Annotated in this window: 13 protein-coding genes, 1 tRNA gene and 1 pseudogene; 8 read left to right on the top strand and 7 right to left on the bottom strand. The window is 64.1% G+C overall.

Annotation, left to right across the window (positions count from 1 at the left end; all coding sequences use genetic code 11):
* The first annotated feature begins 231 nt into the window (after positions 1 to 231).
* Together ACZ7CH_RS35010 and ACZ7CH_RS35005 are read left to right on the top strand one after the other, a co-directional pair.
* A complete protein-coding gene (locus ACZ7CH_RS35010) occupies positions 232 to 852 on the top strand; it encodes a hypothetical protein (protein ID WP_470375875.1) in 621 nt (206 codons plus the stop codon).
* A gap of 97 nt (positions 853 to 949) precedes the next feature.
* Positions 950 to 1,849, top strand: coding sequence for a hypothetical protein (locus tag ACZ7CH_RS35005; protein WP_470375874.1), 900 nt, complete (start codon positions 950 to 952; stop codon positions 1,847 to 1,849).
* Positions 1,850 to 2,176: 327 nt separating this feature from the next.
* Here the strand turns inward: ACZ7CH_RS35005 and ACZ7CH_RS35000 are convergent, their stop codons facing one another.
* Complete coding sequence (locus ACZ7CH_RS35000; RefSeq protein ID WP_470375873.1) at positions 2,177 to 2,500, bottom strand: hypothetical protein; 324 nt, start codon at positions 2,498 to 2,500, stop codon at positions 2,177 to 2,179.
* An 11-nt stretch (positions 2,501 to 2,511) separates the two neighbouring features.
* On the bottom strand, positions 2,512 to 4,893 hold the full coding sequence (locus ACZ7CH_RS34995; protein ID WP_470375872.1) for a CHAT domain-containing protein: 2,382 nt from the start codon (positions 4,891 to 4,893) through the stop codon (positions 2,512 to 2,514).
* Positions 4,894 to 5,230: 337 nt separating this feature from the next.
* Between ACZ7CH_RS34995 and ACZ7CH_RS34990 the strand changes: the two genes are divergently transcribed.
* Together ACZ7CH_RS34990 and ACZ7CH_RS34985 are read left to right on the top strand one after the other, a co-directional pair.
* Entirely contained in the window at positions 5,231 to 5,350 is a 120-nt protein-coding gene (locus ACZ7CH_RS34990) for a YciI family protein (RefSeq protein ID WP_470375871.1), read from the top strand.
* A 123-nt stretch (positions 5,351 to 5,473) separates the two neighbouring features.
* Positions 5,474 to 6,430, top strand: a complete 957-nt coding sequence (locus ACZ7CH_RS34985) for a DUF4365 domain-containing protein (RefSeq protein ID WP_470375870.1) — start codon at positions 5,474 to 5,476, stop codon at positions 6,428 to 6,430.
* Positions 6,431 to 7,332: 902 nt separating this feature from the next.
* Here ACZ7CH_RS34985 and ACZ7CH_RS34980 read toward each other — a convergent pair.
* Together ACZ7CH_RS34980 and ACZ7CH_RS34975 are read right to left on the bottom strand one after the other, a co-directional pair.
* Positions 7,333 to 7,929, bottom strand: a complete 597-nt coding sequence (locus tag ACZ7CH_RS34980; protein WP_470375869.1) for an STAS-like domain-containing protein — start codon at positions 7,927 to 7,929, stop codon at positions 7,333 to 7,335.
* A 36-nt stretch (positions 7,930 to 7,965) separates the two neighbouring features.
* The gene (locus ACZ7CH_RS34975; protein WP_470375868.1) at positions 7,966 to 8,820 is read right to left on the bottom strand and encodes a hypothetical protein; all 855 of its coding nucleotides are present in this window, start codon (positions 8,818 to 8,820) and stop codon (positions 7,966 to 7,968) included.
* Positions 8,821 to 9,019: 199 nt separating this feature from the next.
* On the opposite strand from ACZ7CH_RS34975, the pseudogene ACZ7CH_RS34970 reads away from it, so the two are divergent.
* The 4 genes and pseudogenes from ACZ7CH_RS34970 to ACZ7CH_RS34955 all read left to right on the top strand — a co-directional run.
* Positions 9,020 to 9,199 (top strand): annotated as a pseudogene (locus ACZ7CH_RS34970) (DUF2188 domain-containing protein); the annotation flags it as partial.
* Between the two features lie 124 nt (positions 9,200 to 9,323).
* The gene (locus tag ACZ7CH_RS34965) at positions 9,324 to 10,523 is read left to right on the top strand and encodes an SAVED domain-containing protein (protein WP_470375867.1); all 1,200 of its coding nucleotides are present in this window, start codon (positions 9,324 to 9,326) and stop codon (positions 10,521 to 10,523) included.
* 24 nt (positions 10,524 to 10,547) lie between these two features.
* Positions 10,548 to 11,702, top strand: coding sequence for a nucleotidyltransferase domain-containing protein (locus ACZ7CH_RS34960; protein ID WP_470375866.1), 1,155 nt, complete (start codon positions 10,548 to 10,550; stop codon positions 11,700 to 11,702).
* The gene (locus tag ACZ7CH_RS34955) at positions 11,683 to 12,102 is read left to right on the top strand and encodes a type II CBASS E2 protein (RefSeq protein WP_470375865.1); all 420 of its coding nucleotides are present in this window, start codon (positions 11,683 to 11,685) and stop codon (positions 12,100 to 12,102) included. Before ACZ7CH_RS34960 ends, ACZ7CH_RS34955 begins: the two co-directional genes overlap by 20 nt.
* 469 nt (positions 12,103 to 12,571) lie before the next feature.
* On the opposite strand, the gene ACZ7CH_RS34950 is transcribed toward ACZ7CH_RS34955, so the two are convergent.
* The 3 genes from ACZ7CH_RS34950 to ACZ7CH_RS34940 form a co-directional block, all read right to left on the bottom strand.
* Positions 12,572 to 12,645, bottom strand: a tRNA-Pro gene (locus tag ACZ7CH_RS34950).
* 173 nt (positions 12,646 to 12,818) lie between these two features.
* Positions 12,819 to 13,934, bottom strand: a complete 1,116-nt coding sequence (locus ACZ7CH_RS34945) for a sensor histidine kinase (protein WP_470375864.1) — start codon at positions 13,932 to 13,934, stop codon at positions 12,819 to 12,821.
* Positions 13,928 to 14,560, bottom strand: a complete 633-nt coding sequence (locus ACZ7CH_RS34940; RefSeq protein WP_360398895.1) for a response regulator transcription factor — start codon at positions 14,558 to 14,560, stop codon at positions 13,928 to 13,930. The genes ACZ7CH_RS34945 and ACZ7CH_RS34940 overlap by 7 nt, the downstream gene beginning before the upstream one ends.
* Positions 14,561 to 14,590: the final 30 nt, after the last annotated feature.

Genomic DNA, 14,590 nt, shown 5'->3' with positions numbered 1-14,590 from the left:
CGGCCAGGGCGGCGACGCGTACCGAGCTCACCAACCGACAGCGAGAATGCCGCCGTCGATGGGCGATCCGGGCGATGATGCCCCGGCGCCGCAACACCTTGCACATGTCCACTACCCGGTGCCGCACCTTGGACCAGTTCGAGCAGCTCATGGTCAGCCCTCGGAGCGGTCGGTGATCGGGGCTAGCATTTGATTTGGCAGCATCACCACCAGTACAGCCAAGGACCGCGAGTGATCGTTCAGATCCCCTTCGAAGTTCCGTCAGAGATCTGGGCGCGTCTGCTCACCGGCGACCTGATCCTCCACGGCGGTGTCGTGCGCAACCCTGCTGGACGCATCGTGGCTCACCTCAAGGAAAGCTTCGATCCCAGTCGGACCGAGGAAGCGGTCGAAGCTGCAGGTCGGGTGATCAGGAAGAATGCGAGACCAGTTGTTATCGCAGGGCTTGCCGCTCTGGCTATGGTCGGGGCGGCCTCTGTGGCCGTCGCGATCGCCCGCACGCGGAAGCGTGCGCTACCGGAGTGCGTCCAGAACTGCGACGGCTCACTGCGCGCCTACCTTGACGCTGTCCGCGATCAGCGCCTTGATGCCGACGTCCTCGACCGACTCATCACCGATCTTCGCGCGGTCAAGGCGTACTACGAGAACGGCGATGTGCCAGGCAGCTTCTCAGCTGAACGGTGTGGGCCCCTGGCCGACACCGTCCTCGACTACACGAGGCGATTGGCTGAGGCGAACTCGTTCAGTCTGGACGAGTCGCCTTCGTCGCCCCTGACTTCGACGAACGCTCCCGTCGAGGACTTGCAGCGCTACCTTGAGGTCCAGCGGAAGATCCTCAAAGATGCAGCCTGAACCTGACCCTTATGTCCGGGTCTGCCAGTTGCATGGATAGCGCGCGAACTGCGAGATCTCCGCCGATTCTTACAGCGCACGATGTTTTGGAGACTCGTTGATCCAGTACCCCGCATTTCGTTCGTGGCAAGGGATGCAGAAGCGGACCAACAACAGCCTGGTGGCGTTAGTGATTGGCACGCGCCTAGCTGAGATGAAGATGAGCGAGGCCAAGGGATTCGGCAAGGTCGGACAGGTACTCGCCGGCGTCGCACATGCCGAGCGACTGGACGTGTCCGCAGACGCCGCGGAGCTCATCTTCCAGACAGCTAGCACTGACATCGCCTTCCTGGCGATCCCCCAAGTCGTGGCCCTGCACATCGAACTGTGCGTTGAAACCGTGGAAGAGTGTCTGCGCCACCCCGGTTTGGTGACGCCTCCCTCGAACGGCGCCCCGCCGGACAGGTGGATGGTGCCCGACCTGGCCAAGGCGGTTCGCTTCGGCGAAAGCCCAACGACAGCCGATCAGCTGATGAAGTTCTGCGTCGCGCTGCGCAACACCATCATGCACGGCGCGGGCAAGGTGGACCGCAAGTTGATCCTCGCGTGGACGAACCTGGACAAGGCGGCGAAGAAGCGCTGGTCAGACCTGGCGGGTCGACCCTTCACGTACTCGGCGGCAGGAGCGCTTCCCAGCCTCAGCTGGATGGAGGTGCTCGCCACGTTGGCCATCACGAAGCAGTCGGCACACGAGATCAATGAACGAGTCACCAGAAGCCTGACGAGACAACAATGGGCAGAGCTGATCGCTCGAGACTACCGAGACAGCTCGAAGCACGGCCGAAGGCGATTCAACGGCTCGAGACCAGGGGTACCGGGCTCCGACTCGGATAGTGCAGCGCGCGGCCGTGACGAACGGATGCAACAACGACTGCGGGCTCACGCCGACACCTACTATCGTGCGCTGGCCATGACAACCGCAGAACTATCGCAGGGACGAGCCTCTGCGACCAGGTAAGGAGCGGGCGCTCTACCCTTGAGCTACTGGTGAACAAAGATCGTTCACGGCTGGCCTCGACACCAGTATCTCCCGCACGGTGGCGACCCCGGTGGTGAACCGGGCCCATCCCGTAGATGATCGCCTGCATACTGCCGACCTTCATGCTACCTGTTCATCATATGACACACCGTCGACACGGACAGGACTCGCAACCGGCCGTGAGGGCGTCGCGGCTCACCCCAACGGAGGCGCTCGCCTCGCCGTACGACATGGGGCAGGCGTAGTCCCAAACGCCTGCCCCACGCTGCCTTTGCGCGAGCTTGTTCGCTCCCCTGCGGCGCCGAGTCACTCCAGGTCGCCGACAAGCCCCTCTTTGATCATCTTCGCCAGCGTCTCGACATCCGTCTCGGGTGTCACGACGACGTCGATGGCTCCGCGCTTACCGCTGACCTTCAGGGTCACGCCCTTCGCCTTTACGAACTTCCTCTTGATCATCGCAGCCAGTCTGCTGAACGTATCGGGTGCTTGCAGCAGACTGATCGTCGTAGCAGCCGCGGTGGCCCCAGTAATCATCAGCTGAGCCGTTGAGCTCCGTGTGCCAGGACGGATGGCGAGACCTTCGACGACCAGTTCATCCGCGAGCTCGCGCGACACTTCGATGCGAATCATGAGTTCCCTTGTCAGAAGGCTTGGTATGCGGCCCAGATGATGGGGTGAGGATCTTTGATGTCCTCGGTATATCCGATCCCGCCGCGCAGCGAGTAGACCTTCCACTCGGTCAGCATCCTCAACTGGACACCGCGCAGGCGTGTCGCCGCATCGGCCCACGGGGCGAGCAACTCCGCGACAAGCACGTCGTCCAGCGCCTGCGTGAACGGGGCGTCGAAGACGTCGACCCCGGTCGCGATCACCTGGTTCCCACCCGACTTGATGATGCCGGCAGCAAGACCGATGGTCTCGCCCCCGAGCATCGCACTGCTCGAACTGGAGCAGCAGGAGAGGATCACGTGAGTCGGCATGGGCAAGAACGGCGTTCCATCATCGAGCGCGCCGAAGAACTCGCCCGCATGCAGATAGTCCGCCCCAGAAAGCGGGAGAGTCGAGTAGGAGGGATCGACGTCGTGCCTGGCGTGCCCTGAGTAGAAGAAGAGTCCAGGTGTGCCAGGGCCGATTTCGTGCAAGGCCTCGAGAATCGCATCCTTGGTCGCCTCTGTGCCGTGCAGTTCCATCCGCGCGGGGTCTGCGGTGGAGGCGGTAGCGCGTTCGCGGAGTGTGCCGTCAGGGTTTTCGCAGGACAAGAGGAACGGAACAGTCGTGGGCAACACCTCGAAGCGTCGCGCCCTGCGAACGCTCTCGATCGTGCTCGACGTCCACATGCGCAGTATCGCCCGCTCGACCAGCCTGTCGTCGGTATCCGGTATAACCGCGATCGGCCAGAGTACCGAGGCGAGTTCACGGGCAGCTGAGATCGTCAACCGCAATGGCTTGTCGACAGATGACCGCTGCAGCATGCCCACCAGCGGTGAGGGGAGCAGTCGGCCGACGGTTGACGAGATGATCTGCTCTTCCGGCGATTTCCATTCCGCGAGGTGCTGCACGGGTTCGTAGTAGTCGCCCGGCTGTGGAATGTAGGTCGGCAGGCTCCACCACTGAGGTTCGGACGCCTCAGAGTAGCCTGCCAAGGCACGGAGCACTGGTTGCAGGTTCTCGTGCTCGTTCAGGTCGGACATGCCGGCCGCGATGCCTTCACCGTCCACGGCGAGAAACCAGAAGAGCACCCCCTGCTCGATCTGCGTGGACCAGAAGACGCCTGGCGGCAACGTCAAGTTCTCAGAGGTCACTGGAACGGGCGTGAGTAAGCGTGTCGCGTTGAAGGCGTCGTTCAACGCCGCGAACAAGGTGCTCCCCGCATGAAGTTCGGCTCCGCTGCCCTTCTGCTGAGACTCCTTTTCCGCGACTTCCGACTTCTGGAAAAGAACAAAATCCCCGAGAGGGTCGACGTTGACCCTCTCGGGGATTTTCTCGCTCTCCTCGACCTCGACCACAGCGGAGATGACTGACTGGAGACGGCAGTTCTCGATCAGCACACCGATAGCGGTGGTATCGGCGAGTTCCATCGATGTCCGCAAGGCGACGTAGCGCGCTGGCGCGCAGTAACGCCACGCGGCTTGACGCTGAGTATGCGAACAAGCCTGATACCGGACGGAGTCGAGGAACTGCCACGCCACGAGCGCCTCGTCCCTGCTTTCAACCAGCTGCCCAAGCTTCAGCAACAACACGGATCGCCGCTGCCGGAGGTCCGCCAGCACCCAGGCGTCCGCTTTCGGCTTATCCAAGTAGAGCCAAGCCTCTTCGAGCACCTCGTACGCCTCGTCCAGGTGCCCGTCACGGGTGAGGCGACCAACCACGAGGGACACGAGGTACCCGTGCACGCTACGGCCCATTCGGCGGGTGGCATGAACACTGTCGAGTTCGCCGCGGACGTCCGCAGTGGGATCGGCGAGTGTTCTGGCGATCCTCAGGAAGTAACGCCTGTAGCCCGTTCCCTCTCCCAAGCCCTCAAGAAGTTCGGCGGCGGATTTATAATCCTCCTTTATCAGCTGACAGAGGATAGCAATGCTGTACGCCCTCATGCCGCGGTCCACACCGCCGTAGAACATCGCCGCGTGGCCGAACCCGTCCGTTGCCAGTTCCCAGTCACCGAAGCGCAAGTAGATACGTCCAAGCACTTCATACGTGCGCCCCATCGGCATGTCTTTCGGCAACGGGGTTCGTGCACGACTCATGTCCCTGTACATCCGCCTCGTGGCCGCTTTGGCCATGGCGATCCCAGCGCTGCCGATGTTCCGTTCGGTAGCGAAGCAGAGCCCGGCGAAGTAACCGTCAAGCTCGACGATCTCCAGAGCGAGATCCTTGGGGAGTTTCTTCCAGTTCTTCTCACCGTGGTCGAGCCACGTGGACAGCAACCTGATCCACGCCGAAACCGGCTTGGCTGGATCAGGGGTGCGGCATGCGCGAGTCACTCGACCGAGCGCGGCCAGCACCTTCGCGGCGAGCAGCATCAAACCCCCAGATCCTCGGTGAGCGGCTAGGGGTCTATCGCCAGGCACCGTCCAAACGTCACAGCGAGTTGCTTGCCGGACACCCGCGCGAAAGCCCAACGCGACCCCACCCGGATGGAGGCCGCTCGCCTCCCCGTGAGGAACACAACATGCTCGAATGCCGACTTCAGAGGTCTCGTTCGTCATCCGGACGACGACTGGAGGGCACGCGGTGTGTACTACATGTTCCTGATCTACAACTGCGAGGACCGCCCGCAGCACGGTAACCAGCGGTTCGAGGAGATCCTGACGCGCGTCAACGCGTTCACCGACGAGCGGCGGCGACGCGGTTGCGTTCGTGGCGGGCGACCCGTTGAAGCCCGTCAACACTGCGACAATCGTGCGGGTGCGCGACGGCAAGCCGGCGCTGACCGACGGGCCGTTCGCCGAGACGCACGAGTACCTCGGCGGACACTAAGCTACTGAGGCTGCGCTGACCTGCGAAAACAACACTCTTGCAGGTCAGCGCGGTTCCGTTCCCGTCGGTTGAGGGCTGTTCTGGCACGTTCAGGTGACAATCCATCAGTGGGGAGATGTCTTAATGCGACGCAAGCCCTCTGCGAAGGTCGCAAGCGAGGGGGTGACACACACTCAGTCCGCCATCCAGGACGAGCTGGGCTGGTTGTTCCGCGAGCAGCCCACTGAGGACTACGGCATTGATGCGCATGCCGAGGTTGTCGACGGCGAAGACGTGCGCGGACGACTGCTGGCCCTGCAGATCAAGAGTGGGAAGAGCTGGTTCCGGAAGACCGCGCCGACGGGCTGGTGGTTCCGACCTGATGCTGAGCACGTGGCCTACTGGCTCAACCACTCCCTGCCGGTGGCTGTTGTGCTCTACCACCCGGAGACCAAGCGGTGCCACTGGCAATTGGTGAACCGCCAGACGCTCCAAGAAACATCCGCGGGCGGCTGGAAGCTGCTGGTTCCGGAAGCCCAGGTACTGGACGCAAGCGCGGCGGACAGACTGCGCGAGGCAGCCGAGGGCGACCCATACGTCCTGCGAATCCGCCAGCTACAGCTCGCGAAGTCGTGGATGGAGCTGCTCGCCAGCGGCAAACGACCGGTGGTGGATATCGAGGAGTGGATCAACAAGACTTCAGGACGCGGCTCTATCTCGCTGGGCGTGGACCACGAGGACGGCGAGAATCCCGAAGAGCTGGCCAGTTGGGGCGTGTTTCTCGGCATGGCGAGCTACGCCGAGGTGGTGCCGCGGCTATTCGCCTGGGCGCACGTGCGGGTGCATGAGGAAACGTACGACGACGCGGAGTACGACCAGTACGAGGCCGAGTGCGTCATCTACGACAACGAGGGTGACAGCTTCGTCACCGAGGACTTCGCCGAGTGGCGCAGCGGCAGGTTGGCACGGGGCCTACGGCCCTACGCCAATGAGGCTGACGAGGTGGACTTCTGGCGGCTGGAGCTGACGCTCAACGAGCTGGGCAACGCGTTCCTGGTGGTGGACAGGTTCGGGATGGAGAGCGGGAGATTGTTGACGTAGGGATGGTTGCCGACGATCGAGTCGTTCGCGCCATCGCGTTGACCATCACCACGGTCGTCGCGACACCTCGACTTCCAGTCCGGCAACGTCGCTTCCCCCGACGCCTATAGGGCAGCGCTGGACTCACGTCCAATGCACACACGCGGGACGGGCCGGGGCCCGTCCCATCGGGTGCTACTCGGGGGTGGACAATCTGAAACTCGACTCCACAACCAGGCTGCCGACACGAACCCGCTGGTCAGCCCTGTTCCCATCCTTTGGTACTCCCGCCGAGGGCACCACAACGATGGGAACAAGCCAGCCGCCACCTTCGGGCACGACTTGTACCTGCCGCAGCGTGATGACCGAACGGCAGCGCCTCGTTCAGTCCGGACCTTCACGACCCGACAGGCGGCAGCGATCCGGCCGCCGCGATCCCGCACGCGCCGGCCCACTAAAACGCGGTGCATCGCCTACATCGTGCGCAGCACGGCCGACGTACCAGACGCCAACGCCGACACGTCAGCAGGCGAACGAAAGTCTTGTGGACAACCACCCGACCGGATGACCGATTCTGGAGCAGCTCCGTGACCCTATTTCGCCAGGTTCGGGACCGTGCTCCAGTTTTGCTCCAGTTAGGCATACAACCGTCCACTTGGGACGGAAAAGCAAGATCGCCCGCCGAACCTGTTTATGCAGGTCAGCGGGCGATTCTCATGCTGTATCCAATTGTGGAGCTGAGGGGACTCGAACCCCTGACCCTCACACTGCCAGTCTGATGCACTGGCTTCATCCTCCAGCTCGACCTCACTCCCTCTTCGTCGCTACACCCCGGCGCATTCGGACGACGAGTGCGCCGGGGCGGCGTCCCTCTTGTCCCGCTGCTCGCCATCTACGAAAATCATCTTAGAAGTGCGGCCTTGTCAGCTGTGGGTTAGCGGCACTTCCATTGAAAGGCCATCTGTGTCAGGGACGCGTGCGGTGACGGCGGCATAAGAGAACTCTTTCCCTCCGCGTGAAGCACCGATGGTGCGGGTCTTACGGAGTGCGCCTACAGTCGCGAGACGCTTCAGCCGGTTGTTGGCATTCTGGGGACTGATATTCAGTCGTTGAGCAAGATCGTTCGCCTTGAACTCCCCTAGCTCCACCGCCGTGTCGAACGTCTCGGGGAGCGGCGGCGCTCCATCGAGCTTGAGGTTCCCACCGCTGTCGAGGACGACCACTTGAGCTTCCCGTCGCTCAAGGCAGATGGTGACCGCCTCAGCGTTCTCGGTGTTCAGGCCGGTGACCTTGAGTGTGAGTTCCTGACTTGTAGCGTCGAGAGAAGTGAGAAACTTGCCGAGGAACTCGTCTGCGAAGCTGATCGTCATCGCCGTTACACCAGTGAAGTCGATGGTGAGGTCAACTCCCGTCTTGCCTGCCAGAATGTCCTCAAGCCGGTTGCGACCATCACGTGCCTTGCTACGCGTTGCGGGGAACTCCCCGAGCTGGACAACGTTGAAGACGACTGCTCGCATCATGGTTTCTCCGGTTTCATTGTACCGATTGAACCATCCTTACCGGTGTTGCGGAAGTTCGTGGGATAGCCACGCCCAGGTGCCTTTGGTTTGGTCCGGACGGCTGCCAGGCAAGACCTTCCGCCGCTGACCATCGGCAGTGACGGTGATCTCACCTGCACCGGAACGGATATGGAAGCGGATCGTGCCATGCTTCCGCGCGCCGTCGATGAGGTCACCGAGGCCGTTGCCTCGTGCATCCGAAGTGCCCGTAACGCCGTTTCTCAAGGCTTCCTCCAACGCGTGCACATCGGCGTTGAGATGCTGGTGTGCCGGATTCTGCCGAAGATGACGTAGGACTCCAACGCCGTTGTCGCAGACGGCGAGTTCCAGCCGCGGTTGTTTGGTCGTCACACCCGTGTACGTCTGCGCGGCGATGAAGGCTCCTTCACTGCTCGCGCCATGCTCGACGGCGTTGTCCAGCAGTTCGTTGCATGCTCCCGCAACAGTCGGCCCCGCGGTGCGCGGGTAGTGCGTGGTGATGAGGCTTCCGACCTTCTCTGCCAGGTCATCCACAGTGGCCTTCGTGAGCGGTGAAACTTCAAGGAGACGATGCCGCAGATCTGCCCGCTTCTCAGGCGGGATGCGCCCCATGATGCGGGTACGCGGAGACACTCGGCGCAGTACGTCCATCCGCTGGAAGTAGGAAGCAGTATCTGGCTCTCGGGGCAGAAGGAGAGTCACGGGAATCGCCGCCGCCGAGGCCCAGTGCTCGATGGCGAGCATGCCGGCTAGGTCCAACGGACAGACGAAGCCGATCTCCCTCGCGTCGATCACCAAGGCCTCGGGACTGGTATCGAAGCCCAAAATGGCAGCAGTCGCCAACGGCTTGTCCCCCATGAGGATCAGCTCCATACCTCCAGTCTCCTCGAGATCTACGAACCTTCGGAAGCCAACCTCAGGCCCATCGCTTTCATCGTGTACAGTGAAACCGATGATACACTGTGGACGTGGCGGAGCCGCCAGGCAGTCCGGAAGTAAGGAGATTGGGATGAGCAGCACCAACCGGCACGTCGTGCCGAACCCTGACGGGGGCTAGGACGTCAGGAAGCCCGACGCGCAGCGCTCGAGTAGTCACCACGAGACGCAGGCCGACGCCATCACCCGCGGCAGGGAGATCGTCAGCAACGCTGGCGGCGGGGAACTGCGGATTCACGGCCGTGATGGCCGCATCCGCGACTCCGACACCATCGCTCCCGGCAATGACCCGAACCCGCCGCGCGACCGCAAGTGAGCCTGGGCGGTGCATGCCTTGTAGGCGTGCACCGCATCGGTGTCGCCAGTACGTGGCGGTCCGGAGTCGCTTGTCAAACAGCGCCGTCAACGCATGAACAGATCGATCGAGAGGTAGAAGCTCGATGCCCAGCGGCGCCGCGACGAAGGCGGTTGGCCCGAAAGGAGAGACCCGCACTGTTCCCGAGGCCGTGGCCCGACAGGTGTGGGTCGCCGCCGGAGGGCGGTGCTCCATCTGCAACCGGTACCTGTTGGCGGACAACGTCACCGGACAAGAGGTCTCCATCGGACAGTTGGCGCACATCGTCGGCTGGTCCACGGCTCCTGGTTCACCACGCGGGGACCACGAACTCCCTGTTGAGCAACGCAACTCGGCAGAGAACCTCATGTTGCTGTGCCACGACCAGCATCGCGTCATCGACCACAAGAGCTTGTGGGAGGTGTTCGACGTGGACACGCTGCGCGCGATGAAGCGCAGCCACGAGGAACGTATCCGCAGGTTGACGGGCCTCGGGCACGAGAACCGCACGACTGTCTTGCGGGTGGTCGGGAACATCCACGGCAGGCCGGTCGAACTCAACTCTTCCAGCGTGACGACCGCGCTGCTGGCCAATAACCGTTTTCCAGACTGGATCCTGCGGGGCGCCGACGAATTCGAAATCGACCTCCGCGCGATCCCCGGCGAACCGACCAGCAGCCCGGCGTACTGGGCCGCCGCCCGTAGCCACTTGGAAGATCGTTTGACGCACTTGTGCACGCAGGTGCGCAAGGAGGTGGTCAACCACGTATCGGTGTTCGCGTTGGCTCGGATCCCGGTCTTGGTACTGCTGGGGACCTACCTCGACAAGATGCTGCAGGTCGACATCTACCCGAAGCGCCGCGAAGGCAAGACTGTGTGGGGTTTCGACGACCTCGGCGCACCAGTCCGCTTCAGTTCGGAGCTCCTCCGGGCCGGCAACGACCCCTCACGCGTCGCAGTTCTGTGCTCGATCTCCGGAAGTATCGACATCAACCGGCTCCCGTCCGAAGTGCTCGAGTCCCACACGATCTACGAGCTGCGCCCCACTGCAACGCTGCCCACCCCAGAACTGATCACCACTCAGGCGGCACTGGACCAATTCTCCCAGGCCTGGCGGACCCTGCTGTCCACCATCGAGGTCGATCACCCAGGTGCTCCGGCCATCCCGATCTTCCCGGCGGTGCCACCTGCAGCGGCCATCGCCATCGGACGGCACCTCCTGCGCGCTGCGCAACCGCCGCTGCACATCTACGACCGTGACCCCAACTCACCCGGCTACTTCTTCACCACCAGCACCGAAGCTTGACCTTCACGAAGGAGCACCACGTCCATGACGGACGCCACAGAGGACATCATCTCCACGCTGCTCACCGGAGCCGTTGAGCAACTCGACATTCCCGAAGATCTGCGCGACAAGACCGTTAGCTGCTACGAGGACGTGGGCGGGTCATTGCTCGACCAGGGCGGCGATCTATGGTCGGTCTACCCGCAGGGATCGTTCACCCTAGGCACGGTAACGCGGCCTCCGAACGAGGACGGGGAGTACGACATCGACGTCGTCTGCCACAAGGCAGTCAAGAAGACCAGCACCACCCAGGAGAAGCTCAAAGACGAGGTCGGCGAAATGCTCGAGGTCTACGAGCAGGAGAAGGCCGACGACGACACCGACGACAGTCCCATCCTGTCCATCAACGAGAGCCGGCGCTGCTGGACCCTGACCTACGACGGATTCCACCTCGACGTGGTGCCGTGTGTATCTGACGAGGAGTACCCGCCGACCAGCATCCTGGTCACCGACCTGAAGCTGCGCCCTTGGCATCACAGCAACCCGAAGGGCTACGCGGACTGGTTCCGCGGCCAGTCCCCAGAGATGCTCCGCGCGCTGGAGGCCAAGGCCGAGGAGATCGGGGTCCCTGTCGTCCCGAACTGGACCGTGCGCAGCACGCTTCAGCGCATGGTGCAGGTGATGAAGTGGCACTGCGCACTCCACTTCGCCGACGACCTCGACGACCGCACGCCGTCGATCATCATCACCACGCTCGCCGCGCACGCCTACTCCGGCGAGACCGACCTGTTCACCGCGACCATCAACGCCGTCGGGAACATGCCGAAGCACATCACTCAAGACGGCGACAGGCTGTGGGTGCGCAACCCCGCCCACGAGATGGAGAACTTCGCCGACAAGTGGCACGAGTACCCCGCGCGCCACAAGAAGTTCCTCTCGTGGCTGGACGCGCTCGCCACCACCCTCGACGGCGCCGGCGACTCCGCGGACAAAGGCCTCGACCACCTCGTGGACCGCCTCGGCGAAGCCTTCGACCTCGGACTGCTCCGCAAGTCCGCTCAACGAATGGGACTGGAGACCAGGCAGCTCCGCGACGCGGGCAAGCTCGGGATGGCCCGCAACGCCGGAGCTCTCACCATCGCAAACACCTCAGCCCCTCGCGTCCAATGGCACAACTTCCATGGTCCGACGCAGCGGTAGGGCGATTCTTTCGCCAGCGCAACAGGCTCTGGGGCTCCGCAGAGCGGTAACTGGCTGCCGATGCCGCATCCGCCGCGGTGTACTGACCTGCGTGGTGGAACTCCAGCCCACGCCGTTGTCACGGCGCTACACCGTCAAGATCACTCAGCAGCCGCCTTTCGATCCAGATGTCGAGGTCCTCGCACCAGCCCTGCGCCTTCATCCAGGCGCGCCAGGACTGCCGCATGTCTACTCCGGTGACAAGCTCTGCCTGTACGAACCTGGCGAGTGGCGATCGAACAAGCCCATCGCCGACACTGTCCTGCCATGGACGGCCGAATGGCTTTACCACTACGAGATCTGGCTCATCACCGGCGAATGGACAGGAGGAGGCGACTGGCCGGGCGTACACAGCATTTGACGTCTGGACGAGGTACCCGCCTTCATGCTGTGTCCGAGCGAGGAGCGCGTCGACGTCATCCTTGATCTTGTTCCAAGACGCCTCAGTACGCGCAGGACGTCGCCATCGCCGAACGATCCGCCACACTTCGTGTGTCGGCAGACACTGCCGGCTGCAGACATCAAGGCATTATGGGCCTGCGCGCAATGAACCTGAACTGCGCCAAGACCAACACATGCTGGTCTGCGGGACAGCTCAGTTCGAGGCTGATCAGGTCAGTTCACGTCGATTCAGCACCGTTTGGCAAGTTCACCCGTTCGTGGCGACCCCACTTGACGTTAGTCAAAATGAAGGAGCCAGCGGCTCCTTATTCACTCCTTCATCCGCCTGTTGATCATGAGATTGACGATCAAGCGAAGATCGTTTCGAGCGCACGAAAAAGCCCGCTGACCTGGGCTTTCACCCAGAATCAGCGGGCTGATTCAGACCGTCGGGACGACAGGATTTGAACCTGCGACCCCTTGACCCCCAGTCAAGTGCGCTACCAAACTGCGCCACGTCCCGGCCACACTCCCGGTTCCCCGGCGTGCAAGAAGAATCCTACAACACCACCAACGGAGATCAAAAACGGGCCCCCGCACCCACAACGACCTGCGGAGATGCGGATATGCGGCGGGGCCCCGAAGCCATGTCCCCTCGGCCCGACCGATCCCCCGATCCTCAACCGACGAGGAGAACTACGCGGTGGCCGGGTCGCGGGCGCCACCGCCGAAAGTCGAGTTCCGGTCGTCGGCCTTCGGCGCGCCGGGTGGGAGGACGGCGGTGACGCTGAAGCCGCCGTCGGCGCGGTAGGAGGTGGTGAGGGTGCCGCCCACCAGGCGGACTCGTTCGGACAGGCCGTGGAGGCCGGCTCCGCCGCCGTCGGCTTGGGTGGGGAGGTCGCTGGGGCCGTTGACGACTGTCACGCGGAGTGGGGAGCCGCGGTCCACGGTCACGGTCACGGGGGCGCCTGGGGCGTGTTTCGTCACGTTGGTCAGGGACTCCTGGACGACGCGGAAGAGGGCTCTGGACACGGCTGGGGTCGTCACACCGTCGCCGGTTTCGGTGAGGGTCACGGAGACGCCGGCCACGCGGGCGCGGTCGACCAGTTCTTGCAGGGAGGGGTAGGTGGTGTCGGAGTTCAGGAGGCCCAGGGCCGTGCGCATCTCGGAGAGGGACTCCTTTGCCAGGGCGCGGAGGCGGAGGGCGGTGGCGCGGACGGTGTCGTCGGGGGCGGTGGCGGCCAGGGCGGCGGACTCCACCGCGATGAGGGTGGCGTGGTGGCCCACGGCGTCGTGGATCTCGCGGGCTATGCGGGCGCGTTCCGCGGCGCGGGCGGAGGTTTCGAGGGCTTCCAGTTCTGCTGCTCGGGCCCTGCGGGTTTCGTAGAGGGACTGGGTCAGGTCCTTGCGGGTGGTGACCAGGGCGCCGAGTGCGGTGGGGGCTGCGGAGAGGCCGAAGGAGAACGCCGTCGCCAGGAGGAGGGGGCCCAGGGGGACGGTTTCGGTCAGCACGGCGGGGAGGACGGAGGCCGCGGTCAGGAGGACGACCCACAGGAGCTGGACGGGGACGGACTTCTCCTCGCGGCCCAGGCGGTACTGGGCGACGAGTGCGGGGGCCCAGCCGAGGCCGCCGGCGACTGCGGGGACGCAGATCAGGGAAGCGAGCCACGGCCAGCGCAGGCGCACCGGGAGCAGCAGTGCGGCGAGGACGGCGGTCCAGAGCGACCACGGGAACGGGCGGTCCTGGGTCAGCAGCACGACGCCGGTGGTGGTGCTGATGGTCAGGAGCTCGCGCAGGAGCTGCTTCACCACACACCGACCTGGTGGGCGACGAGGGCCGCCTGCACCCGGTTCTCGACGCCCAGCTTGGTCAGGACGGTGGAGACGTAGCTCTTCACCGTGGCCTCGGAGAGGCAGAGCTCCTCGGCGATGGCGTGGTTGGAGCGGCCGCCGGCGAGGAGCTCCAGGACCTGGCGTTCGCGGGCGGAGAGGGAGTCCAGGCGGCGGTTGGCGCGGAAGCCGCGCAGGCGTGGGAGGAGGCGGGCGGTGATGCGGGGGTCCAGGACCGCGCCGCCGGCTGCCAGGTCGACGACGGCGCGGACCAGGGTGTCGGGTTCGGCGTCCTTGAGCAGGAAGCCCTGGGCGCCCAGGTCCAGTGCCGTGGCGACGTAGTCGTCCAGGTCGAACGTGGTCAGCACGGCGATGGCGGGTGGGGTGGCCCACGTGCGCAGGCGCCGGACGGCCTCCAGGCCGTCGACGCCCGGCATCTGCACGTCGACCAGCACCACGTCGGGCAGGTGGGTCAGCGTGACCTCGACGAGCTCGGCGCCGTCGGCGGCCTCACCGACCACCTCCACCCGGCCGTCGGCCTCCAGCAGGACCTTCAGGCCCCGCCGCAGCAGGGACTCGTCGTCGGCAAGCACCACTCGTACGGCCACGAACCCAACCAACCGCACCCCATGGCAAAG

It is taken from the genome of Lentzea sp. NPDC037011 (genome assembly GCF_055607425.1).
This window is presented reverse-complemented; position numbering and strand designations above follow the sequence as displayed.